General features: G+C 46.4%; 18 protein-coding genes. 13 read left to right on the top strand and 5 right to left on the bottom strand.

Translation table 11 applies throughout. The features are described from left to right. Window positions 1–44: 44 nt before the first annotated feature. From ACKFKF_RS23365 to ACKFKF_RS23355, 3 genes are read right to left on the bottom strand one after another with little or no spacing between them, the layout of a single operon-like run. Window positions 45–590, bottom strand: coding sequence for a cytochrome b (locus ACKFKF_RS23365; protein WP_446869891.1), 546 nt, complete (start codon window positions 588–590; stop codon window positions 45–47). A 47-nt stretch (window positions 591–637) separates the two neighbouring features. Continuing rightward, window positions 638–3,832 carry an efflux RND transporter permease subunit gene (locus tag ACKFKF_RS23360; RefSeq protein WP_446869890.1) on the bottom strand — a complete coding sequence of 1,065 codons (3,195 nt, stop codon included), beginning with the start codon at window positions 3,830–3,832 and terminating at the stop codon, window positions 638–640. Next, window positions 3,829–5,178: an efflux RND transporter periplasmic adaptor subunit gene (locus tag ACKFKF_RS23355; RefSeq protein ID WP_446869889.1), complete on the bottom strand. Its 1,350-nt coding sequence runs from the start codon at window positions 5,176–5,178 to the stop codon at window positions 3,829–3,831. The genes ACKFKF_RS23360 and ACKFKF_RS23355 overlap by 4 nt, the downstream gene beginning before the upstream one ends. A gap of 202 nt (window positions 5,179–5,380) precedes the next feature. On the opposite strand from ACKFKF_RS23355, the gene ACKFKF_RS23350 reads away from it, so the two are divergent. From ACKFKF_RS23350 to ACKFKF_RS23340, 3 genes are all read left to right on the top strand, one after another. Beyond that, window positions 5,381–5,767 carry a DUF6152 family protein gene (locus tag ACKFKF_RS23350; RefSeq protein WP_446869888.1) on the top strand — a complete coding sequence of 129 codons (387 nt, stop codon included), beginning with the start codon at window positions 5,381–5,383 and terminating at the stop codon, window positions 5,765–5,767. Then, entirely contained in the window at window positions 5,764–6,261 is a 498-nt protein-coding gene (locus ACKFKF_RS23345; protein ID WP_446869887.1) for a DUF6644 family protein, read from the top strand. Before ACKFKF_RS23350 ends, ACKFKF_RS23345 begins: the two co-directional genes overlap by 4 nt. Before the next feature lie 448 nt (window positions 6,262–6,709). Then, window positions 6,710–7,348: a helix-turn-helix domain-containing protein gene (locus ACKFKF_RS23340; protein ID WP_446862378.1), complete on the top strand. Its 639-nt coding sequence runs from the start codon at window positions 6,710–6,712 to the stop codon at window positions 7,346–7,348. A gap of 59 nt (window positions 7,349–7,407) precedes the next feature. Here the strand turns inward: ACKFKF_RS23340 and ACKFKF_RS23335 are convergent, their stop codons facing one another. Further along, window positions 7,408–8,025, bottom strand: a complete 618-nt coding sequence (locus ACKFKF_RS23335) for a TetR/AcrR family transcriptional regulator (protein ID WP_446869886.1) — start codon at window positions 8,023–8,025, stop codon at window positions 7,408–7,410. Between the two features lie 369 nt (window positions 8,026–8,394). Between ACKFKF_RS23335 and ACKFKF_RS23330 the strand changes: the two genes are divergently transcribed. The 6 genes from ACKFKF_RS23330 to ACKFKF_RS23305 all read left to right on the top strand — a co-directional run bounded on the left by ACKFKF_RS23330 (window position 8,395) and on the right by ACKFKF_RS23305 (window position 15,747). Continuing rightward, window positions 8,395–10,338, top strand: a complete 1,944-nt coding sequence (locus tag ACKFKF_RS23330) for a hypothetical protein (protein WP_446869885.1) — start codon at window positions 8,395–8,397, stop codon at window positions 10,336–10,338. Window positions 10,339–10,529: 191 nt separating this feature from the next. After that, complete coding sequence (locus ACKFKF_RS23325; protein WP_446869884.1) at window positions 10,530–11,447, top strand: DMT family transporter; 918 nt, start codon at window positions 10,530–10,532, stop codon at window positions 11,445–11,447. 82 nt (window positions 11,448–11,529) lie between these two features. Continuing rightward, window positions 11,530–12,546, top strand: a complete 1,017-nt coding sequence (locus ACKFKF_RS23320; RefSeq protein WP_446869883.1) for a zinc-dependent alcohol dehydrogenase family protein — start codon at window positions 11,530–11,532, stop codon at window positions 12,544–12,546. 228 nt (window positions 12,547–12,774) lie between these two features. Continuing rightward, a complete protein-coding gene (locus ACKFKF_RS23315; RefSeq protein ID WP_446869882.1) occupies window positions 12,775–13,995 on the top strand; it encodes an L-dopachrome tautomerase-related protein in 1,221 nt (406 codons plus the stop codon). A 36-nt stretch (window positions 13,996–14,031) separates the two neighbouring features. Continuing rightward, a complete protein-coding gene (locus tag ACKFKF_RS23310) occupies window positions 14,032–15,189 on the top strand; it encodes an L-dopachrome tautomerase-related protein (RefSeq protein ID WP_446869881.1) in 1,158 nt (385 codons plus the stop codon). 198 nt (window positions 15,190–15,387) lie between these two features. After that, window positions 15,388–15,747: a hypothetical protein gene (locus tag ACKFKF_RS23305; RefSeq protein ID WP_446869880.1), complete on the top strand. Its 360-nt coding sequence runs from the start codon at window positions 15,388–15,390 to the stop codon at window positions 15,745–15,747. 105 nt (window positions 15,748–15,852) lie between these two features. Here ACKFKF_RS23305 and ACKFKF_RS23300 read toward each other — a convergent pair whose 3' ends face one another. Further along, window positions 15,853–17,736 (bottom strand): tetratricopeptide repeat protein, encoded by a 1,884-nt coding sequence (locus ACKFKF_RS23300; protein ID WP_446869879.1) that lies wholly within the window; start codon window positions 17,734–17,736, stop codon window positions 15,853–15,855. Window positions 17,737–18,167: 431 nt separating this feature from the next. On the opposite strand from ACKFKF_RS23300, the gene ACKFKF_RS23295 reads away from it, so the two are divergent. From ACKFKF_RS23295 to ACKFKF_RS23280, 4 genes are read left to right on the top strand one after another with little or no spacing between them, the layout of a single operon-like run. Beyond that, on the top strand, window positions 18,168–19,334 hold the full coding sequence (locus tag ACKFKF_RS23295) for a pentapeptide repeat-containing protein (protein WP_446869878.1): 1,167 nt from the start codon (window positions 18,168–18,170) through the stop codon (window positions 19,332–19,334). 47 nt (window positions 19,335–19,381) lie between these two features. Further along, complete coding sequence (locus tag ACKFKF_RS23290; RefSeq protein ID WP_446869877.1) at window positions 19,382–20,656, top strand: DUF4159 domain-containing protein; 1,275 nt, start codon at window positions 19,382–19,384, stop codon at window positions 20,654–20,656. A gap of 3 nt (window positions 20,657–20,659) precedes the next feature. Further along, entirely contained in the window at window positions 20,660–22,852 is a 2,193-nt protein-coding gene (locus tag ACKFKF_RS23285; protein WP_446869876.1) for a hypothetical protein, read from the top strand. Beyond that, on the top strand, window positions 22,839–24,296 hold the full coding sequence (locus ACKFKF_RS23280; protein ID WP_446869875.1) for a COG1470 family protein: 1,458 nt from the start codon (window positions 22,839–22,841) through the stop codon (window positions 24,294–24,296). Before ACKFKF_RS23285 ends, ACKFKF_RS23280 begins: the two co-directional genes overlap by 14 nt. The last annotated feature ends 48 nt before the right edge of the window (window positions 24,297–24,344 follow it).

Genomic DNA, 24,344 nt, shown 5'->3' with positions numbered 1-24,344 from the left:
TTAGTTGGGGGAACACATTTCGAGGGGAGTCCATAAGTTACAGCCTATGCCGTCTTCCTCAAGGATCTTAAGAAATGATTGAATCTGCGACAATTTGCACGAATCACTTTTTGTTGCTCGATCGTATGCAGCACCACAAATGCCAGAAATGTATAAGACAACCAAAAATGTAGACTCCGCCCGACTTCTACCAGTGCTTTGTCTTCTGAGAAGAAATCTGGTAAGACTAATCCAAAAAGCTTGACGTTTCTGGCTCTAAAAGAATTAGAGAAAAAATATCCACTGACCGGAACACCCCACATCAAGACATACAAGCTGGTATGAAGTACTACAGTCTTAAACCAGGCAACCGTAAATTTTGGCGATCGCTTCGTATATTTTTTCCACCACACTTGTAGTAACAGAAAAATTCGCCAAGTCAGAAACGCCATCGATAACACCCCCATCGACTTATGAAAATCATAAAATGCACCTCGGAATGAAACCGATCGATCCAGTTGTGACATAAACGTTCCCGTGACAAATAAAATCAAATACACCGCAGCCATCCACCAATGAACCGACATTAAATATTTGAATGCAGAGTTCATCCTGAGTTTAATCGATTGAATAAGTTCCATTGAGACCTCTCGAAGAATTAGCGTGAGCTGGTTTGCTGAGTAGTCGGTTGGGCAGATTGCAGCGTAGATTTGCGGTGAGTGATGTCGCGCAAAAGCCCCATCAGTGCCGGAACGACTGTTGGAGTCAGAATTGTAGAAAATGCCAATCCACCTGTGAGGACAATTCCTAAACCTTGATAGAGTTCAGATCTCTGTCCCGGCAGGACTGCCAGCGGCAACATTCCCAGGACACTCGTTCCCGCTGACATAAAGATGGCTCTAAGACGATCTTTTGTCGCGTTGTACAAAGAGGCATCGTAGTCTTCTCCCTCTTGCTGGAGTTGCAAAGCACGATCGACCAGCAAAATGGAGTTATTGACAACAACGCCTGTCAAAATCAAAAATCCCAGCGCAGTAATCATGTCTAACGGAACATTCAATCGAAAAACCTGGTTAGCAATCACTAAGCTCAACAAGGCACCACTCATTCCCATCGGAACCGTTGCCATAATCACCAATGGATAGAGAAACGAACGATACAAGGCGACTAGCAACAAGTAAGTGACCAAGATGGATAATACAAATGCCGATGCTAACTGAGTAATCGTCTGCGCCAATAAATCAGCAGACCCTGCTAACTCGACTCGATAGCCTGCTGGCAGACTCGATCGCAGCGGAATTAAAATTTCTTGCTCTACGCGATCGACAATCTGACCCAGGGGAGCATCAGCGGCCAGAGAAGCCGTCAGAGTAATCGATCGCTCCAGATCGACATGGTTAATCACATCGGCTCCGGTAGTTTCTTGTACTTCGGCAACATCAGAAAGTTGCACCTGTCGCCCGCCTTGTCCAAATATTGGGAGTTGCCGCAGTTGCTCAGGCGTTTGGACGGACGTATTTTGCAACTCCACCGAAATATCCAACTCCTCTTTTCCATCCAGAAACTCAGATGCCAAGCGACCGCCGAGCGCAGCTTCGACCAAGCTACCGACTTCGGCTTCTGAAAGTCCTGTTTCTGCCAAACGTTCGCGATTTGGGATGACCTGTAACTCACCTGCTCCCATGACAAAATTTGATCGAATATTTCTAACGCCACTCATGGCCCGAATCTTGCCTGAAATCTCTCGATCGATATTACTAAGTTGGTTGAGATCAGCCCCGATGATATCAATTTCAAACTCCTTCCCTGGGTCACGGAAGATAGAAAACCGCGTGGGAACGAGAAACCGATAGCCTGCAAAATTTTGGCTGGCCCGCCGCATTCGCTCAATCATGTCAGCAAGTCCCTGAGTGGTCGCAAACTGGGGCTTGAGAATTGCAGTGACGGCTCGAACGCCTGGTCGATCGACATATAAAACTCGCTCGATTTCTGGCTGCGATCGCAGAAAGTCTTGCACCGGACGTGACTGCTCGATCGCTTCAGGAATGCTAGTCCCTGGTAGTGGCTCTGCTCGCCAAACGACTAAGTTGCGATTTCCTTCTGGCAAATAGTCCATCGCAGGCAACAGAAAAATACTCGTGATCAACAACCCAACTGGAATCGACAGCATCAACAATCGACGACCGACTCGTCTACGCCCGATCGACCAACTGACTGTCGATGCCACAAAAGATTCCAGCTTGCCTTGAAAATGTCGAAAGATAGCAGATGTGAGAAAAACTGCCTGTTCGATGCGGCCGAAAATGCTTCTCGGTCGTGGATTTGTCGAAGCGGATTGATTACTCAACACTCGTCTTGCTTCAGCCTCGTTGAGAAAGAGTCCTGACAACATCGGAACGAGTGTGAAGGCGATAAACAATGAAAACAGGGTTGAACAGGACAACACGATCGCCATGTCTGCAAAAAGCTGACCCGCTTCACCCGTGACCAGGATCAACGGAACAAAGACCACAACGTTACTGAGGGTCGATCCCAGCATTGCGCCCCAAACTTCCTGCGTTCCGTCGATCGCGGCTCTCATTGCAGGTTTACCCTGTTGCAGGTGGGTAAAGATATTTTCGAGAATGACGATCGCATTATCAACCACCATGCCAATAGCAAACGCAAGCCCTGCCAAACTAATGATATTCAGCGTGCGCCCTAGCAATGACATCACAACGAAGACCATGATGGAGGCAACCGGAAGCGTTAACATAATCACAGCAACCGTCCGAATTGATCCTAGAAATAAAATCAACACGATTGTTGCAAGAACGGCGCCGCTGATGATGCTTTCTACCACAAATCCAACAGATTGATTGATGTACTGGCTTTCATCGTAGTGATAGGCAAATTGAATGCCTTCTTTGCGTTGGTCAAACTCGGTTTGCAGTTGCGAGATCGTGTCTCGAACGCCTTTCGCGACCTGCGGAACATTCGCCCCAACTTGCCGCATCACCGCGATCGCAACCGTAAGGTTACCATCCCGCATCAATGCGCTGTCCTGCGGCTTACGACCCATTGCGATCGTTGCCACATCGCGAATATAAACTGTTCCTGAGCTATCTCGACGCAGCACAAAATTTTCGATTTGGGATAAGTCTTCAGCTCGACTCACTGTTCTGACCCGGTACTCTCTGCGACCGAGCCTGAGCGGCCCACCTCGAATATCACGATTATTTTCTTGCAAAACCCGAACGACATCCCCGATCGATAAATTACGATCAGAAAGTGCTTTCGGGTTGACTTTAACCTCAACTTCTCGCTCTTGTCCGCCAATCACTAAAAACTGTCCCGTTCCCTCAACTCGTCTCAAACGTGGAACAACCACCTCTTCAGCTAAATCTCGATACCGATCTGCATCCGCCTGGAATCCTTCTTGGGGTGAAAACGGAATCCACATCATCGGGGAGCTATTTCCACCGACAAGATCTACACTCGACTCATTCGCTTCGGGTGGCAAACTCTCGACTTGCTGCAAGCGGTTACTCACATCTACTAACCGTTCTTGCACATTGGAGCCTTCATTGAATTCTAGTGAAATGTTGCTCCGCCCAGAACTCGAAGTGCTGCTAATTTCTTTAACTCCAAGCACTTGTTCTAGTTGCTCCTCGATCGGGCGAGTAATCAGATTTTCAACTTCTGTTGGAGCCGCGCCGGGATAGGTGGTGGTGATGGTGATTTCCGGTCGATCTCCCCCAGGTTGTAATTCTAACGGCAAGTTCAGTAGCGAAAACACTCCGAGCAATGCAAGCAGACAAAATAAAACAAACGTGCCGTGTCGCCAACGGACTGCAATTTCAATTAAGTTCATTTGCTTACTACCTTAACGGTCATGCCGTCTTGTAAACCGTCTCCACCGCGAGAGACGATCGCTTGTCCAGGTTGTAGTTCACGACTCGCTATCGCAACTTGCGCTCCCATATCTGCCACGATTTCGACGGAGATCGGCTTGGCTTTTTGATCTACGATCGTGAAGACAAACCATTGGTTTTGGCGTTGTGTTAACACATCTCGCGAGACCACAAATCCAGTTCGATTGCTGGGTTGAATGAGTGTCGCTTCAACAGCCATTCCGGGAATCAAGCCTTGCGGTGGGTTAGCAAGTTCTACCCGAACCCGTTGTCGTCGAGACGCTTGATCTGCCGTCGGTGCGATCGCGGTAATCGTCGCGCGTTGTTTCCAATTAGGTAAAGCGCGGGTGGTCAGCTCAACCGCCATTCCGGGTCGAACTTGACTCCCTAAATTTTCGGGAACTTCTAAGAAAACGTCGAGCTGGCTGCGATCGACCAGCGTGATCAACTCACTATTCAGCCCAACCAAATCCCCTTGACTGACTCGTCGCGTTTGCACAACTCCTGCTGCGGGTGCGATCACTCTAGTTCGCTGTTGGGAGAGCTGTGCTTGATTCAAGGCTGCAACGGCGGCTGCAACGTTAGCTCTTTGCGCTTCAATCTCCTCACGAATGGGACCTGCCTGCGCTTCTGCAAGTTCTGCTCGCGCTTCAAGTTGTTCTCCTCGTGCTGCATCCACTCCGGTTTGAGCCTCAATCAATAAGCGCTGCGAGACGGCACCTTGTTTTACCAAATCTTTGGTGCGTCGTAGATTATCCTGCGTTTCACGTTCTCTAGCTTGCGCTGAAGCGAGAGCCGCTTGACGTTGATCAATCACTTCTGGGTGAGTCCCGACCTCCAAACGGGCCAGATTGCTGCGCTGTTGGGCGAGACGAGCTTGTGCTTCTGATACGGCGTGTCGTTGATCTGAATCATCCAGAACTGCGATCGTAGTTCCTTGCTCGACGCGATCGCCCGCCTGAACTAGAATTTGCTTGACCACTCCACCAGTTTGCGCTCGAATCGTGGATTGCTGACTGGCTTCAACTTGTCCAATCAGTTGAATTCGAGTCTCAGCATTGCCAAGTTTCAGCGTTGTGGTTTCAACGGCGCGAGGCGGCGGACTTGCTTGTGACTGTGCGATCGCAGCTTGGGGCTTACCAATCGGAATCAAAAAACGCCAAACTGTAAAGCCGCCAGCGATCGCCACCAAGACTGCTAGCCACACCCAAGATTTCCGGCGGACTGAAGAGGGATCTGCATCTTGAGCAAACAGCGACAGTTGCTCGACGTTGGAATCGGTAGAGTGAGGGTTTGAGGGTTCCATAGCACTGGGGAAGGGGCAATTGTATGTCCACAACGGCCAGTATCCAGGAGTCAAATAAACTGAACATAAATGATTGGTGAAAAAAAATTTACGATCGATCTTTCATGACTGTGAAGTCGTTAGTGTGAAGTCGTTATGCGACATCTTGCACCCCGCTCAAGCGGCTGGTGTTTCGACCCACTCCACATTTGAGGCTAATCTCATGCAACACAAATGGATATGGTCTGTGATCACGATCGCGCTTTCAGCTACCTTAACAATGGCTACAACGCTCATTGAAACGCCTGAAGCAGAGGCTCATCATGGGTGGAGCGAGTTCAACGACAAGCAGACGCTCAATCTCACTGGAAGAATTCGGAGTGTCGGCTATGACAACCCCCATGCAGTGATTGAACTGGAAGCCCCTGACAAAAAAGTATGGAGAGCAGTGCTGGCTCCCCCCTCTCGAATGCAACGTCGTGGATTACCTCAAGGCGCTCTCAAAGTGGGGCAGACTGTCCGAGTCGTGGGCTACCCCAATCGATCAGATAGCCGGGAGATGCGGGCAGAGCGCATCATGATTGGTCAAAAGACAGTAGAACTCCGATGATCGAATCACCAGTCGCTACAGAGTGGTTAATCTGGTTGAAAGACAGCGCGTTAGCAGTGGCAATTCGCCAATGGGTTTGGGGTTATCCTCTAATTGAAGCGTTGCATATCTTTAGCATTACTCTTCTGGTTGGCTCTGTTGCAATGTTTGATTTACGATTGCTGGGTGCTTCCCGTCATGTATTGGTCACAGACCTGGCACAACATCTCTTGCCCTGGGCTTATGCCAGCTTTGGAGTCATCCTTCTTTCAGGTTTTTTACTCTTTGCAATAGATGCCCCTGCGATCGCGCTCAATTTTGCCTTTCGACTGAAATTAATGTTGATTTTAAGTGCAGGGATGAACGCGATCGTCTTTCACTGGAGATTTTATCCATCAATCCAACAGTGGAACCAAGGCGTGAAGCCTCCACAGGCTGTGCGAGCGATCGCAATTCTCTCACTCATCCTGTGGATTGCGATTATTACCTGTGGATGTCTAATTGCTTACGTCTAAGCTGTTGCCAACTCCATCCCTCGTATGCGTGAAGTTGCTGTAACAAGATTTGACGGTTCCCCCAAAAAGCTCTACCTATAGCTTGACATTTCTGATTAAAGGGTGTTTACTTACATGTAAGTCAGTACAAAAGGGTTATGTCAGCCCATGCTCTAGCATCGGTACTTAATGCAAGTCATTGCGATGGCTCACAGCATTGCTTAACTGCTGCTTGGCGGCGATTTTCACAGTGGAGTGAGTTTGCCAAAGCTCGGCAGTTTTTTGACTGACCTTTTATGCAAGAGCCTCAAAGCCTCACTCTCTGAAATGAGAACGGCTGACTATTTGAAAGCAATCTGCTCAACAACCGCTGACGGGCTATCTTTTGATACTTCTTCAACTCAGCAAGATCGTCACGGAATCTGAGGTTATCGCGAACACTGAGCAGAAAATCGAGGATAGGTGGCTTATGGGTATCGAGAGTAAGGCAAATTACCAAGGACAGTATGCTGAATTTTCTGTCGAAGCAGAACTACAGGTTTTCCTAAATTGTCTTTTTGAAGCACTCGGCTCAACCAGTTTTTCCCTCAAAGTCCTGAAGCTCTTAGCCCAACATGACCAAACCTGGACTGAGGAACAACAAAGCTACTATGTTGATTTGCTGAAAAGAAATCACCAACGCTTTCCTCATAATTCAGCGGAGCATTTTCGGTTCAATTGCAGTTCTGATTCGCCTACTTCCATAACTGAATCGAGCTGTGAAACGATTCTCCTTCCAATCATTCCTGAGCTTCAAGAAGTTTTCGATTTCATCGATACAAACTATCATCGAGCCATATCTCTAGCTGATGTCGCCCAAATCACTAACTATTCGCCTGCTTACTTGACTAAAACTGTTGGTGCCAAAACGGGATGTACTGTCAATGCCTGGATAGTAAAAAGACGGTTGTTTGAAGCGCAGAAGCTATTGAAGCAAACTAAACAAACAATTGAAGAAATTTCTCAAAAAGTTGGTTACTCCAACGTTAACCATTTTTTCCGGCAGTTTCGGCAATCGTATGGCATCACCCCTTCTCAATGGAGAAATAGAGCAGAGAACCTTAGTTAAATAAAGCGTAACTGATAGGAAGTTTTAAGCGGACTGGTGATGCTGCTGAGTGCTGAGATTCAGTTACTTGTTTCGGTCAAATTCACTGCCGTCTTGGGTTGCTCTAACAATCGGTCAAGCCATAATTTCATGTATCTGCGCGAAAACGACTGTGCTTCCCTCTCTTTTTGTAAAGTCATTGCAAGTTGAGCAATCCCAAAATGAACTAGCATTGCTTCGCGTGCTAAATCTTCCGCACTAGACTGCTCACTAATTAGACCTGACGCTTGTGCATCTTTAATCACCTGCTCAAATAATTTAACAAGCTGCTCAAAATGCTGAGTGGCTCGGTCTTTTAAGCTTTGAGGAATCCAACTCTGTCCGATGACAATATTCAAACACATGCAAAACCCTTGATACTCATCTTCAGTCAGATTCATCCACAAGTTGTCATCTAATGACTGAAAAATTGCGCGGCAGTTTCCCGCGTAGCGCTGACTTAACTGCTCAAACTTATTTTCAACATTAGCCATATACTGGTTAACCGCTTCAAGAGCAAGGTTCTCTTTACTCTTGAAATGATAATGAATGTTTGCCCTACTGATATTAAGCTGCTCAGATATAGTGCTAAAGCTCAAAGCTTCATAACCACCAGTCCGAAGCGTTTGTGCTGCCAGCTCTAAGATTTTATTTTTCATCTCTAATGATCCTAAACTATTTTTGTCGCTTCTAAGAAAGCTGATTCAATAGTCATTTTTAAAAGACATCACTGTGTTCAAGAACACAACTAGAATCCAAATATATCACTCTTCGTTTGATCAATCAATTTGGACTGACTAAACTCTATTAAGAATTAGTCATAAAAGTAAAAATATGTCACCTTTAGAACTAAATAATGCATTGGAAATGAATCAACTCTAACCTATTGTTAGAAGGAACAGATCACAAGTGCAAGACTTTTGCATTGAAGAATAGTTTTGCAGAATAAAGCACTTTATCTGTTAACAAGAATCAAATCCGAGCAAGTAAGAATTGTGAATTCTCTTTGTCTTAGGAGGTAACTAGCCATGTCTTATTTTGTGCTAAGTAAAGGTAAATTTCGTCGCGTAATTCTTCAAAATCTACTGGATTTTATTCAGGATCTATACGTCTCGAAGACCCTAGAAACCGTGAAGCACGACAAAGATTTTGTCAAACATGAGCCTTATGCTTTACCAAAACACTACACAACTGAGGAGTACCAGTTTGAAGTGAGACGTGCCCTCAAGAAGGCTGTCTACCTCTTCCCAGATCTTAGTCCGTTAGAGCATCATATTGATGTATGTCTACAAGCAATTGCTAATTCTGATGCAGCAACGACTTATCTAAAAGCTTGCTTCACAATCTTTGCCGTTCAATCTGATTGGCTAAATTTGTTGGAAGATCGGGACAGTTCCGATTTTGATGTGGAGGCGGATGAAAATTATCTCAAGATCAGGATAAAGGACTCGGAAATTGCATGGAATGATCAGCAGTATGCAGCTACCAATGGAAGTACTGGAAATCACATTGGAAACACAATTCTGCTCCGCTCAGTTGCTGCATTACTCGAAGCATTACGGTGCAATCAGCGAAAGCCTTCTTGGGTCGAGTTTCTAGCTATTCGAGTTGCCTATCAATTATTAGAGGAAGGAAAGCGACTGGTCTACCCGTACCGTCCTTGGGGCAACTCTGGATTTCGTAGTGTGCAAACTTACATGTCGATTACTGACCCTGGTGAGGGGCACCTCTTTGGCACTGCCCAAACTTTAGATCGTATGAAGGGGGTTGTAGTTCATATTGAACATTTAGAGCGCGGCAAGTATCAAGACCGCAATCAAATGGAGCCTTACCGTATCCCTGCAATTAAGGCAGTGGCAAAAGTGCGATTACACGTTGGCTCTGACGCACCTTGTTCTTCGTATGTTGGCCGTCCGGTGTTTGAGAGTAAACACTTTGAGGCAAGTTTACTTAAAGCGGTCAACACTTTTTCGAGTGCTTGCACTGCCATGTTTATGGATGGTTTAGCAGAGTGCAAGATTGCCATTGAGCAAGTGACTGCAACTGAAGCGATTCGATTCATGCAGTGTTTAGTGGGTGCAACTAGACTGGACAAGACATCTCAAGTTTTTTCTGCCGCATTCAATATCAATACGCCGATTTTGGATGATCGTGAAGAAACGAGACGTAAGCATCACGGTAAGCCAGTTTGGGTGCGGCAACGCATGGCGATCGCAAAGCTAGGGATTGAGCTGGCTGCGGAGGGTGGTTTTGACAAGGTGACTTGGGACGGTACAGCAAATACTTATCCAAGCGCCTGTGTATTAGAACAACTGTCTCATGCTGAAGCTGTTGAGTTAGTTCATACTGCCCACGAACTTGGTCTACTGACCTACTTTTCAGCAGGTTTCCGATTTCACCATTTGCCAAAAGCAGTTCACACGGGTGTTGATGGTGTAGGTGTAGGTGGCGCACAGATTCTACGCTATATGGACTATCAAACTGGATTTCACGGCCCTTTTAAACCTGACAACATTGAAACCATCCTGAAGATTCGGGACGAAGCCGAAGAAAGCGAGTTAGGGCAAGCATCAGTGATACTCGCACGGCTTGATCGGCTCTACTTTGAGGGATGTATTACCGAATCTGACAACTCGCTGCGAGTTGCCCTGTTTGAGGCAGTTCAACAACAAGATCAACCACGTTATACCCAACTCGTAAAGCAACTCGAACACATCCAGCAATTGCCGTTTGATACTGATCACCCACTTATTGAATGGGGAAAGCGATTGATTGATGCGAACCGTCACAAACCGCTCTGTGCTGCAAAAATGAGTGTTGAGGAACGGTCAAACCTGATTCAGCGCGTGAGAAACAGTGTTGAAGCTCAGGATCTAGAACTGTTAGCAGAAGACTTGTCCAGTGTCCAGTCCCACCAAATTATTATCCGTCGGCGACTTGATGCTTCACAATCGATGCTTCAAGCTGCCTAAGGCATTGGTGCCTCAATAACGCTCATTACCCAATCGCTAAGTAAGTATGCGTAGTTATATTGTCGATTATAGTGCGACCATCTTGCTTGCACTATATCTAATATTCAATATGACTACCTACCGAACAGTAATCCTCGAATGAATCAAGCCTTGAGTTGAAGCAAGTCAATTACGTTCATTTAAGAGTAAGTATGCCAGATCAGAATCGCTCTAAATTCTTTGCGATCGCAGCCCTAATTTTGCTGTCAGGAATTTTGGGTTATAACTGGGTGATCATGAAGGTTGCCGTCAGATACGCCGATCCAATTGAATTTTCCGCACTTCGTACTTTTTTCAGTGCTTTGACGCTGTTTGCTGTACTGATTGTTCTCAAGAAACCGCTTCAGCCAAAAGCCGTCTTTGGTACGTTCTTGTTGGGTTTACTGCAAACGTCCGGCTTTGTTGGATTTGCAACTTGGGCACTAGTCAGTGGTGGAGCCGGAAAAACAGCAGTTCTCGTTTACACGATGCCTTTTTGGGCCTTGCTATTCGGTTGGGTTGCTCTTGGAGAAAGAATTCGAGGAATGCAGTGGATTGCAGTTGCTTTTGGCAGCGTTGGATTGCTGTTCATTCTCGATCCTCTACATTGGAACGGTAGTTTTTTTAGCAAAGCGTTAGCACTATTGTCGGGTATTAGTTGGGCAGCAAGTGCAATCGTAGCTAAAAAACTGCATCAAACTGGCAAGTTAGATCTGCTATCGCTCACAGCTTGGCAAACCTTGTTTGGTAGTATTCCCCTAGTTGCGATCGCGCTTTCAACTCCCAGCGCACCCATAGTCTGGTCTAATGCGTTCATCGGTGCCCTGATTTACAACATCATTCCGGGAACAGCGTTGTCTTGGTTGCTCTGGACATACGTATTGCGGCAGCTTTCAACGGGTGTTGCAGGATTAGGAACACTCGCAACCCCGATCGTTGGTGTGTTATCGGCTTGGATACAACTGGGTGAACGCCCTGGAGTGGCTGATTCCGTTGGGACAACGCTAATTGGTGCTGCGTTGTTAGTGCTTGCGCTGCAAGGACTTCGGCAGATGCGGCGGGCAAAGCTGGCGATCACGGCTGAGTCCTGATTTATTTCTGGGTCGGGTGGCTCAATTGGGAAATCCTAGACACATCACACAAGTTGAGTAGTATTCATTGAAGGAGTAAAGTATGAAAGCTTGGGAAGTTCACGAGAAAGCAGGATTGGAAGCTTTAACTCTTGTAGAGCGTACAGAACCGGAATTAAAGGACGGATACGTGTTGTTGAAAATGAAGGCTGTGTCACTTAACTACCGCGATTTATTGGTTGTTAAGGGGGCATATGGTGCGTACAAGTCTCCGTTTATTCCATTTTCTGATGGCGTTGGAGAGGTCGTAGCAGTGGGCGAAGGCGCAACGCGCGTTAAGGTGGGTGATCGGGTCGTAGGCATTTTTATGCAGTCCTGGATCGATGGATCTTTTAGCGCGGAAAAATCAAAGTCAGCGCTTGGTGGTGGCTCGATCAATGGAATGCTTGCTGAGTATGTTGCACTACCCGAAACAGGTGTTGTTCGTATCCCAGAGCATCTTACCGACGAAGAGGCGGCAACCCTTCCCTGTGCAGCAGTCACAGCCTGGAATGCGCTGACGACGGATGGCAGATTAAGGTCTGGTGAAACGCTGTTAGTTCTGGGATCTGGCGGTGTGTCATTGTTTGCGCTTCAGTTTGCTAAGATCATGGGGGTACAGGTAATTGCCTTGTCTGGCAACGATGCCAAGCTCGATCGCTTAATTCAAATGGGCGCGATCGCGGGCGTAAATTACGAGACAGTTCCGAACTGGTCAGAAAAAATCTCAATATTAACGAATGGAGTCGGGGTCGATCGGGTCATTGAAGTTGGGGGTGCAAACACATTTAATCAATCGGTACAAGCAGTTCGCTACGGCGGTCATATTAGTCTAATCGGAGTGCTATCAGGATTCAAAGCCGAAATTAGCACGGTTGCAATCCTGCACAAAGGCATTTGTGTGCAAGGCATCTACGTGGGCAGTCGCGAGATGTTTGAGGCAATGATTCAAGCCATCAACTACAGTCAAATTCGCCCGGTTGTCGATCGTGTTTTCCCGTTTCAAGAACCCAAAGCTGCACTTGAGTATATGGAGCGCAAAGCCCATTTTGGCAAAATTGTGATACGCATTGATTTGTGATCACCAAAGTTGACAAACAACATTAATGCCTGTGCAGTACCTCAAGATTTGCTGATGCATTAGTGCATAGAATTTGTATATCCAAGCGACCATAAGCCAGCCCGGTTCTTGCTTTTTGTAATAGAAGATTGAACCTCTTGGATAATTGATTGAACAACAGGGTGAGGTGCCCATCTTGCTTGTATCCAGTTCAACTTGATTGCACAGAAGCCATAGGGAGAAGATACTGTGAACCGTAAGTTTGTGAATTCTAAACGCCTGATTCTGTCCGGATTAATTCTGACGATCGTTGTCCTATACGGAAACTTCTCAGGACATTTTCGCATGGCAACAGCCAGCCTATCCTCTACCTTCAAGAAGACGCAGCCTTCAAGCTTTCAGGCATTGTCGAAAGCGGCGCAGGGACAAGTTGAGATCATTGCCAAGCTATCGGAGCGCCCAGGCAACCTAGCGATCACTCCAGATGGTCGCATTATTATGAGTCTTCATCCCTTTGGTAAACCAAAGAACCGAGTGGTTGAACTGCTTCCAGACGGCAGCACAAAGCCCTTTCCTAATGCACAATGGAGCCAAGCACCAGATGCAAACGGGCAGGGTGTCGATGCTGTGATTGGGTTAGAGTCTGATAAAAATGGAGTTGTATGGATGCTAGATAAAGGGGGTGTTAATGGTTCCAAGCCAAAGCTAGTTGCCTGGGACACTCGCCAAAATAAGCTTGCTCGAATCATTTCGATTCCGGAGCCTGCCTTCCAGCCAAATTCGTTTATGCAAGATCTCGCGGTTGATCTGGACAATCAAGCGATTTATATTGCTGATATGTCACGCGGAGATTTAGTGGGCGTGAGCAATCCAGCCATTATCGTTGTTGATCTCAAAACTGGTGCGTCCCGTCGAGCACTAGAAAATCACCAGAGCCTTCAACCTGAAAAGGCAAACTTTCTCATTGATAATCAGGCTCAAACCGTCTCTGATGGAAAAGGAGGATGGGTAAAGCCAGACTTAGGGTTAAACCCGATTACAATCGACCCCAAAAACGAATGGGTTTACTATGGCGCAATGAACAGTCGATCGCTCTATCGAATCCGAACGAAAGATCTCATTAACTCCAGTCTCTCTCCTAGCCAAATGGGTGCAAAAGTAGAACGCTATGGAGAAAAAGCAGTCAGTGACGGAATCGCTGCTGATGGCGCTGGTAACGTCTACATTACCGATGTCAATCAAAATGCGATCGGAGTCACTTCATCAAATGGTCAATATCGAGTACTTTACCAAGACAACGCCGTTCTAAACTGGGCAGACGGGATGAGCTATGGGCCGGATGGTTATTTTTATGTCACAGTGAATCAACTCCATCGCCATGCTGCCCTCAACGGAGGGCGTGATGTCTCTAAGCCACCTTATCAGATTGTACGGTTTAAGCCCCTCTCACCCAGCGCAATTGGTCGATAAAGAGCATCACTTGAAGCAGTTGGAGGAAATTGAGCCGTGAAAAATGCTGCTGTGAGACGGTTGTTTCGTTTTGATATTCATGTCGTGTGGAGAGTTGCGATCGCAGGTTTAGTTGTTCTGGTTCTGGGTTTGATAATTGCGATCGCGACCCATTCTCAACCCTCAAAGCTGGAAGTTTTGGCGGAGTTACAACAGATGCCAGGAAACATTGCAGTTACCGATAAGGGTCGTATTCTAATCAGCCAACATCAATTTGCACAGCCTGACGATCGCGTGATTGAACTATTACCAAGTGGACAAATCCGCCCCTTTCCCAACGACACTTGGAGTCGTGCCCCAAATTCATTTGGAGTGGGATTAGATTCAGTGTTGGGTTTGAGAGCAACCTCTGATGGGAGAGTTTGGCTCTTGGACAATGGAATGCGTCAGAAAGGAACTCCGAAGCTGGTGGTTTGGGACACGCATAGAAATGCGCTTGATCAAGTGATCCATCTGCCTTACCCAACCACGCTCAAAGGCTCGTTTCTTAATGACCTGGCGATCGATCTTAAACACCGCCAAGTTTATATCTCAGATGTCGGCACTCCAACAACGTCCGCTCTTGTGATCGTAGACTTGAAGACTGGTCGATCTCGACGAGTTTTACAAGGGCATCAGAGCGTCGTTTTTGAAGAGGTCAGCATGACGGTTGAAGGACGGAAGCTGACTCGAAAGAACTCGGACGGCACCTTGTCTGAGCCTCGTTTGGGAGTCAATCCAATTACGATTGATCCTAGTTACGAGTGGGTCTATTTTGGTGCAATGCATAGTCGATCGCTCTACCGCATCCAAACGACAAATTTATCAAATGACGAGATGCCATCCACGGATCTCGCTGCTAGAGTCGAGCGATATGGAGAGAAGCCATTGAGCGGGGGCATCACTGTTGATTCTCAAAGTAACGTCTACATCACTGATCTGGAAGGTAGTGCGATCGGCGTTACCGCAAACAATGGTCGATATTCAAAGTTAATCAATGATGTGAATGCTCTGCGCTGGCCCGACGGAATTTGTATTGCCCCCAATGGATATCTGTATGTAGTAACTTCCAAACTGCATTTATCACCTCTTTTCAACGGAGGTAAAGATGAGACGGCACCTCCCTACCTAGTTGCTCGATTCAAGGGACTGGCTTCTAGCACCGTTGGACGGTAACTCCTTAGCTAAGATTCTTGAATGGTTTTATAGAATTGTCTGTCCTGGGTTACGCACCAAAAATATGACGATTCCTCTGCTTGATGTGCAAAAACCTTCAAGAGCATTAAATTATTTTCCAGCCTCTAAAAATCAGGACTAACCCTCGTCGTCTGAACGGATTATAGACCACCTTATGTTCTCTAAAGGAGTAAGTAAATGCTGCGTTTTATATTTACCAGTGGATTGTTTCTGCTAACGATAATGTTGACTATTGCAGAGGTCAAAGCCCAGTCTATTGCCCCAGAACCTATGGTTGGCGATCGTTCTACAACATTGTCAATGAATGCATTTGAGCTAGCATCTATGGCGTATCGAGGTGCTTTTCGCAATCAAGGGATTCCAGGTTACGGTTTTCTCATTGCCGCGCATAGTCAAGGACAATTGAGTGCTAGAGATATCGTTCAAGCCGCAATTAATACAAATCGACTGCCAGCAGAGATGCTTAACGACCAGGGATTTCTCAGTGCGGTAGAAGCCAATCTTAGAGCGTTCAAGAGTAGTTCTTTCTCCCCGTAAGCTCATTTGAGTCATTTGAGTCTGCGATGGCGGTGGCATGAACTTGAGGGTAGATATGGCTTGTTGTTTAAGAAGGGGCTGAATGTTGAGAAAGTGATCATCCCGCTATTTCCCCTTTTCCGTACTCCCGTTCGTTGGCTGACTAATTTGTTGTGTAATGAGTTTTTTTAATGTGGTTCGAGCAGGCTCAGAGGTTGGGTTAATAGCCAAAGCTGCTTTTAAGGCTGCGATCGCTTCTTGTTTTCTATCTAGTTTAAACAATGATGTCCCCAGTCCTGTCATGACAAGCACGTTGTTGGGTTGAATTTGATTCGCTTTCTGAAAAGCAGCTAGAGCTTTGGAGTAGTCTTCTAACCTTAGCGCTAAACTTAGCGCAATTGTTCCATAGTTAAAATGAACTTCAAACGATCGAGGGTTCCAGGTTGCGGCCTCTTTTGCTTTGCTCAATGCCTCACCCTTGCGACCGAGGTGCCATAAAGCCACTGCGTAATTCGTTAATAGATCGGCATAGAACAGGGGGTCATCCGCTTTGAGTTCTGTTTTGATTGCTGCATCATAGGCTTCCAGGGCTTTTTGATAATGTTTAGCAGCTTCTTCTCGATTGTTCTGAGTGCTGTAAATTCTAGCTAACGTGAGTAGCGCTTGAGGATACTGAGAATTTTGAGCTATCTTTTCTAAGTCCTCTTGGGCCTGCTGTAATCTAGACGGCGACTCAGTTGAACTGAGATACCATAGTCCGATCGCTTTGTAGTTTAGAGTTTCGGCATCTGTTATGGAAAGCGCGATCGCACGATCTGCCGAAGCAACTGCATCTTCATAACGCTGTAATCCTAGTAGGGCGCTACTTCGTTGACTCCAAGCATAGGCTGAGTTACTCTCTTCCCATAATCCGTCACCCTTTAAAGCATTGTCACAGGCAGTCAGAGCCGCTTGAGGCTGACGCAAGCGATTGAGTACAGCGCATTGGTTGACGAGAGCGATCGTCGAATTAGGACGTAGTTGAATGGCTCGTTCATAGGATGTTAAAGCTCTGGCATCTTGCCCTAGTTGTTCGAGTACCATCCCTTGATAAGTCCATAAAAGGGGATCATTGGGATTGTTTGCTAAAGCATTTTCGTAACCAACGACTGCTTTTTCAAAAGCAGCTTTTGCATCTGGAAAGCGACCTTGCTGCCTTGCAATCAGTCCTTGTTTGTACCGGAAGAGTGGGGATAATTGTAGCTTGTCTGTTTCTGCTTGCTGAATGCTTATAGTTAGTGCATTCGTACAAGTTTTCTCCTCTTCTTGGGTTCGTTCTAATGCCTCTTGAAGCTTTGGGTCAGCAGTTTGGCTGAGTGTTGTAGTTTGAGTCTTTTTGAACACTAAAATTGTTTCACAGCGTTCGGCTTGAATTGTGTAATTAGTCGGTGTGATGGATAAAACCTGGTCATAGGCAGCGATCGCGTCTTCTAACTGCCCCATTTTTCGCAGGGTTTTACCTCGACTCGACCAGGCCACTGCTGGATTCAGTTCGCCCCACTCTCCATCGACTCGCAAGGCTTGATCACAGGAAGCGATCGCCGACTCATATCGCCCCAATCGAGCCAGGGCATCACAGCGTTGCGTCAGTCCTGAAGAGTAGGCGGGTTGAATGCCCAGGACATAATCATAGGAGCCGATCGCGTCTTGATACTGTCCTAAGTTCAACAGAGCATCACTGCGGAGTTTCCAGAGATCGAGAGTGGCTTGCTGTTGTTTCTTCCTATCTTTCTCAGGGTTTAAGGAAATCGCTTTTTCGCAAGATTGTAGTGCTTCTGGATAGAGCTTTTCTAAAGAGAGCGATCGGCACTGATCTGCCCAAAAATTAAAGTCTTTAAATTCAAATTCTTTAGCAGGTTCAGTCAGTCCTGATTTTGCCACTCCCCATAAAATCGCTGTCACCCAAAACGAATAAGTGCAGAGATTTGTAACGACTGTTGTAAATCTTAACCGTTGACGGACGTGCTGCATTTTTGACACTCCGAAGATATTGTAACTTTGAAATGAATACAATCTTGTGATCTGATCAATACAATTTTGCAATCAATCTTGCAGTCAACTAATGACTTGCAACGAATCAGTACAGAGGCTTGTAACGGCTGTTGTGACGCTTAACCATTGACAGACGTGTTGCATTTTGACACTCCAAAGACGTTGTAACAAAGAGGTTGTAACGCTGAGATGAATACAATCGTGCAAGCTAATGAATACAATCTTGCGATCAAGAAATGACTTGAATGGTTAATGAACTTATTGATGATTCCTTTAGCATTATGACTGATTATTCCTTTACGGTTGCAGAATTTGAGAAATCAGTATATCTGTTGAGTAGCTTCATAACATATGGCTAGATCAAGCTATTTACTTCAAATCAGGGTCATGTCATGGGGATCAAACGTTTATTGAGCTCGTGGAGCATTCAGATTACGGTCTGTCTTCCCTTATTGCTCTTTGTTTTTGCGGATGCGTCTGTTTCTACTCCAGATACAGCACCCGTCAAGCGACTAAAAGAAACCCGCAACTGTGAGAGTTGTAGTTTACGGGCTGCCAATCTGCGGAGCTTCTATCTTCAAGGCGCAAATTTGAGCAAAGCAGATCTGAGCAATAGCAGTCTCAAAAACACAAACCTTCAGGGCGCAAATCTTCAGAATGCTAACCTGAAAAATGCAGATCTAAGCGGTGCTGACCTTCAGGGAACTAATCTGACGGGAGCGCAACTGCAAGGTGCAATTCTAAAAGACACGAAGATCGACGATCGAACTGCTTTAGACGAGAAATGGCGATCGACCTGGGAAATGCTGAATCAACCGATCGCAGGTAAAGATTTTAGCAATGCAGATTTTCGCGGTGTAAATCTGAGTGGAGCAGTTTTGAAACAAGTAATGTTGGAAGGTGCGAATCTCTCAGGCGCAGATTTGAGCAACGCCAAGTTACAGAAAGCAGAACTGACGCGAATCAACTTACAGAATGCAAATTTATTTATAGCAAACTTAGAAGGAGCAATTCTCTACAACGCAAACTTACAAAAAGCAAATCTACGCGGAGCAACGCTCACGGGAGCTAAATTTAATGACGCAATCTTAACTAACGCAAATCTAAGAGGAATTACATCAGATAATGTTGACTTTACAAATGCGAACTTGAGTGGAATTGATTTGAGTAATGGGATACTGAATGGCTGTATTATGACGGGCGCAAAGCTCGATCGTGCCATTCTCAACAACGCTAACCTTACCAACTGTACGCTAAATGGCATCAATTTTAGAGGTCTAAATCTTCGAGGAGTGGGGCTTCAGGGCGCTTTCTTGGAAGACACTAATCTTAGCCGGACGAATCTTAGCAAACTTAATTTAAGCGGCGCTAAGTTCAATGATGCAAACCTCAGTGGTGCAAACTTAAGCGGAGCCAATTTGAGCCAAGCTGATTTGAGTGGAGCCAACCTTCAAGGGGCAAATCTTCGGAAGGCAAACTTGACCGGGGCAGATCTCCGCAATGCCAATCTGAAAGACGCAAATTTGAGAGATGCCATCCTCAATAAAGCCAAACTCGAAGAAGCCCAGGTTCAGTAAAAATTCGATTAAATTCTAACTGCAAACTTAATGAAATTGAGAACATCGTGTCATCCTTTCCTCCCCTCCCCTTTCCTTCTCCAGACCCGTTAAAACGTCTGCATGTCTATGATGGATTGATGATGAATTCGCGGCGCTGGCAGATGGCAGATCACTATCATCGACAACGCCAAAATTTACAGTTTCAATCCCTTTATCAGCCTGGAATTGTGTGTGGATTGGGTGTGCGAGTGATTGCGCCACCAGAGCATCTGGATCAAGACTACAAAGCGCAGTTTCCTCACTGGTTAGAAATTGAGCCGGGGATCGCGATCGACTCTCAAGGCAATCCCATTATTGTTGACCCCGACACAGATCGCACCTATCCGATTATTGCCCGCTCGTCTGGTCGCCATCTGACGCTGTATGTAGTGATTAGCTATGCTGAACCTCAAAGTACCCCTCGAAACAATGAGGAAACGCTGCGGGAGTGGTTCCGGATAGATCAGATCACAGAGGCTCCTCACGCCCAGCAGGTTGAGCTTTGTCGGATTGAACTGATTGATCCCATTCGATTAGCTGTGCCTTCTGATGAGTTTGCGCCCGATGTGAACCAACTAGACTTTCGCTATCGGCGATCGGCGCAGCCTCGCGCTCAAGGAGTCATCAGAGCTGGACAAATCAAACCCAGTCTTCATACGGATGCTGACAGCGATTTAGCCACCTACACACTCTATCAACAAAGTCGAGCCAATTTATCTGAGCTAATGCAGTCGGTGTTTAGTCTCTATCCTGCGTTACAGGGTGATTCTGAGGTAGCAATCGTCAATCTGACTGAGAAGTTAGCGAACTATGACATGCTCTACTTATCAGATGCTACAAGACTGGAGCAACTAAACCGCGATGAATGGACAGCGTTAAGCCACTACCTTCAAACGGGAGGAGGATTGCTGATCGAAACTTCTGTGATCGACGATCGCAATAGTTCTACCCAACTTCAACAACAACTTCAACAACAGCTTCAACAACTGGCGACCTCGAAGCTAGTTCCCTGGGATCAGCTACCTCGTCAGCATCTACTGCGTCGATCGCCCTTTCTATTTGGTGCGTTGCCTACTGTTCACTCTCACCCTGTTCAGGTGTATAACAGTGGTGGGATTGTTGTAATTGAAGGGCGGCTGTCTCCAAGTTGGGGATTGACTGAAACGTTACCGCTCAAACGCTCCGAGATTCGAGAAGCACAGGAATTTGGAATTAATCTACTACACTTTTTCTGGCAACGGCGACAGTACAAGCGGCTGGCTCAGTGGGATGATTCGGCGATCTTGCAGCGAGGAGTTTGACAGGTGTTTAATCCCGTTAAAGTTGAAGTAACTCGTCGAAATCTGACGCTTACCCCTGGCTCAGATGGGTTGGACGTTGAAGACCAAGGCGGTGAGTTTGAAGTAACAGTCATGAACAACAGCCCCGATTTTGTCAGTTTTCAAGTAGCATTAGCGACAGCGGGAGTTGATTCGGCGGCGATCGCAGATTGGTACAAAGTAGAGCCAGAAATCTGTGCAAAAAAGCCTCCTGGAGCCAGCACGACGTTTCAAGTCAGAGTGGTGCGATCGCCGCTCCCAGTGTATGACACGACGATTGATCTCTTGCTGCGGGTGTTCTCTATTGAGCAACGATCGCTGACCACAACCCAGAAACTAACGCTAACGATTAAAAAGCCTCAGCAACCGTTAAATTTGGTGTTGCCGAATAAAGTATTTAAAGTGTCTCCAGGCGATCGAGTAGACATTCCTGTGCTGGTTTACAACTACAGCCCCAGAGCAATTGATATTACACTCGCTTGTACTGGAATTTCTCCTGCCTGGTTGACTCAAAACGAGCAAAAACTTCGTGTAGAACCCAGCTATCCTACAAAAGCAACCTTTTCTTGTCGGTTGCCGAATGATCCCGAACTGTTGACGCAGATTGTGCCGTTTACGATCGAAGCTCTTCCTGAGATTAAAGGAAAAGGACGAATTCTGACTGAGGATGGAACACTCGAAGTCTCGCCAGCAGGCATTGTAGAGTTTCACTGTACGCCCAAAAAGCAACGGATTTTAGCCAAAGAGTTTGCTGCTTATCAGGTTGAGTTTAAAAACGCCAGCAATTGTCTACAGCGAGTTCAGTTAGAGGTGAGTGAGGACGATCGCATAGCTGCCAATCTCTTACTTCCCGATGCTGTCACACTGAAACCAGGAGACCCCAGCCAGCCTCTCATGCTGATTGCTCGAAAAAAGCGCCACTGGTGTTTGCGACAACGACTACAATTTGAGGTCAAGGCTGCCATTTTAGATGCCCCAGATGGGCGAAACATTCCTATCAGATCGGTGCCCAGTCATCATAGTTTGGAACTAGAAGTTCGCCCGATCGTTTCTCCTTTTCTATGGTTAGGCGGTGGCATTCTCGCACTGTTACTTCTCTGGCTGAATGGAATCTTTAATCCGGCTGCAAAACACGCTGCAACAGTGCGATCGGTTCGGTTTGATGGTACAGCGAGTAATGTGTTTAGTGGGTCGAGCGATCGCACCGTTCGCCAGTGGCAGGTGACTGATCCGCTATTAGGACAACCTCAACTCAAGGATGAAGGTCAAATCAGACAAGACCAGCAGCGAGGCGTGCGTGTGATCCAGGTGAAGCCTGAAAACAACAATGAGATTGCTGTGGGACTGGAGAACGGTACGATTGAAATTTGGGATGTTTTGAAGAATAAGACGCTGAAAACGATTCTTCCGGGGAACGATCGCGTCTTTGATTTAGCCTTTACTCGCGACTCAAACTATCTGTTTAGTGGTCACGGAAGTAGCCGGATTCGGCAGTGGGGTTTGAATCAAGATTTCACAGACTCTATTAGAACTCTGACCACTAATTTTGCAATTACGTCTTTAGTTGCTAGTCCTACTTCGTCAGACTCGTTTGTAGTGGTTGCCGGACAGTTTAATCAGTTGATGTTGTGGAATTGGGAGAAATCAAGTGTGGAGGTAATTGCCTATCCATCAGAGAACACTGCTAACTTTAAACCGATAGTAGGGCAACAACATTACATCGAAAGTCTGGCGATCGCAAACAATGTTCTCGTGACGGCTGACAATCAAGGCTACATTATTCTATGGGACTGGCATCAACGCGACTGTAGACCATTACCGTTAAAGGGTTCCAGGATCAGTGAAATCACGGCGGGCAAAAAACTATCGATTCGAGCTTGTGAGATGCCAAAGGTCGATCGCTGGCTCGCTGGAGAAGCCGGAAAGCCCATCCGTTCGGTTGCCATCACTCCTCAAGGCGACTATCTGGCTAGTGTGGGAGATGACGGTCAAATCAATCTTTGGTCATTCAAGAAGAATGGTGAACACTTTCTAGTCAAAAAACTTAAACAGTTTCCTGGACGAGTGCATAGTGTGGACATCAAGACGGAAGCTAAATTTATTCTAGTTACTAGTGATGCACCGGGTAATCAAGTCAAGCTCTATCGTGAACCCATGAACTCTAATGCAAGTCAGTAATAGCCCTCTCATTATTGAAGACCGTGTAGCTGTCACGCAAACCAAAGTCAAGCGGGGAGCCATTCGCGATCGCATTCTCACGATCAAATACATTGGTGATCAGGATGAGGCAACCGTCAATTATTGGTTAGAGCCAAATGATACTAAATCAGAAGTCTTGCTCAACTGCTACACGTTTAAGCCGCTGCCGTTAGTTAAAGTCAATCGCGGCGATCGAGTCACGGTAACACTCAGCTTTGAGATTCCACAGCAAGTTCTGCCTGATTTTTATAACTACAGCGTGGTGTTTGAGTCCGCCCAACATCCAGGGACTACTGTGCGGCGATCGCAGCAGCTTCAAGTCATTCCTTCTGACGAAGATTCGTCGCTGGAGATGGAGCCAGGATTTACGGTTGAGCCTGTTACTACGTCCACAAAGCCCTATCTATTAGCCGCAGAAGAAACGTTGGCAATCAAGGTCAATGTTGAGAATCGATCGAAGCTTGTCGATCGCTTTTATCTCACCTGCCCCGAACTTGACAAATCCTGGTTTACTGTCCAATATCCCGAAGGCGCGATCGAAGGTCTGGGTGTTGTCAAAGAAACCGATGGGCTGCCGCTTTACAGCAAAAGTCAGGGCAAGATTACCTTACTACTACATCCGCCCAGATATACCCTGGCTGGAAGTTACTTTCCGACATTGCAACTCACGTCTAGAAACCACGAAGACCTGATTCTTCTGGATGTAGTGTATTTACAAGTGTTGCCTGACGATCGCTTACAGCCTGATCTCACGCCAGCCTTGCGCCAAATTCCTCAAGAGCTTGGTCAGTTTGAGCTTCAGTTAACTAACTCAGGCAACATTAAACGCAAAATCACTGTTCGGGCTGCCGATTTTAATCAGCTTTTTGTCTACAATCCAGACCCTTGCGTGGTCGAACTTGATCCCGGCAAGGTTACTAAGATTGATCTCAACATCAAACCTCGTCATCGCTGGAAGCGTCCGCTTAGAGGCAAGGGTATTGAAGTTCCCTTTGCGATCGAACTAGAAAATACTCGCGATCCTTTCCTTACAGCCGTATCGATCTCAGCATTACCAGACACACAAGGTACGATCGTCTGGAAAGCTCGACCCTGGTGGTTTCTGGGGCTACTGATCCTACTTCCCTTGTTAGGACTGGTTGGGATTGCATTGCTCTTTTGGTTAACCCGTCCCCCACTCCCTGGAATTCTGTCATTTGGTGTCACTCCCCTGAAGAATCCTGAGAAACCCAGTGAGAACATTGCCTATCAAGAGGGGAAAACCGAGCCAATTCGCTTAAGTTGGGAAGTAGATAATTGGCAACAAGTCGATCGCATTGTGATTGTTCGTTTAGAAAAAGGAGTAGAAACCTACCGAAAGAACTTTAGTGTTCAAGATTGGCGAAAGTATTGGCACCAAAATGGTGAATTTCCAGCCTACTAAGTGCCTATCCGAAAACTTGAATTGCCCTGACGACAATACAAGCACAGG

Source organism: Phormidesmis sp. 146-12 (assembly GCF_052939495.1).
This window is presented reverse-complemented; position numbering and strand designations above follow the sequence as displayed.

Coding starts and splice junctions, on each gene's coding strand:
- ACKFKF_RS23365 (WP_446869891.1), bottom strand. CDS start 590: ATGAACTCTGCATTCAAATATTTAATGTCGGTTCATTGGTGGATGGCT.
- ACKFKF_RS23360 (WP_446869890.1), bottom strand. CDS start 3,832: ATGAACTTAATTGAAATTGCAGTCCGTTGGCGACACGGCACGTTTGTT.
- ACKFKF_RS23355 (WP_446869889.1), bottom strand. CDS start 5,178: ATGGAACCCTCAAACCCTCACTCTACCGATTCCAACGTCGAGCAACTG.
- ACKFKF_RS23350 (WP_446869888.1), top strand. CDS start 5,381: ATGCAACACAAATGGATATGGTCTGTGATCACGATCGCGCTTTCAGCT.
- ACKFKF_RS23345 (WP_446869887.1), top strand. CDS start 5,764: ATGATCGAATCACCAGTCGCTACAGAGTGGTTAATCTGGTTGAAAGAC.
- ACKFKF_RS23340 (WP_446862378.1), top strand. CDS start 6,710: ATGGGTATCGAGAGTAAGGCAAATTACCAAGGACAGTATGCTGAATTT.
- ACKFKF_RS23335 (WP_446869886.1), bottom strand. CDS start 8,025: ATGAAAAATAAAATCTTAGAGCTGGCAGCACAAACGCTTCGGACTGGT.
- ACKFKF_RS23330 (WP_446869885.1), top strand. CDS start 8,395: ATGTCTTATTTTGTGCTAAGTAAAGGTAAATTTCGTCGCGTAATTCTT.
- ACKFKF_RS23325 (WP_446869884.1), top strand. CDS start 10,530: ATGCCAGATCAGAATCGCTCTAAATTCTTTGCGATCGCAGCCCTAATT.
- ACKFKF_RS23320 (WP_446869883.1), top strand. CDS start 11,530: ATGAAAGCTTGGGAAGTTCACGAGAAAGCAGGATTGGAAGCTTTAACT.
- ACKFKF_RS23305 (WP_446869880.1), top strand. CDS start 15,388: ATGCTGCGTTTTATATTTACCAGTGGATTGTTTCTGCTAACGATAATG.
- ACKFKF_RS23300 (WP_446869879.1), bottom strand. CDS start 17,736: ATGCAGCACGTCCGTCAACGGTTAAGATTTACAACAGTCGTTACAAAT.
- ACKFKF_RS23280 (WP_446869875.1), top strand. CDS start 22,839: ATGCAAGTCAGTAATAGCCCTCTCATTATTGAAGACCGTGTAGCTGTC.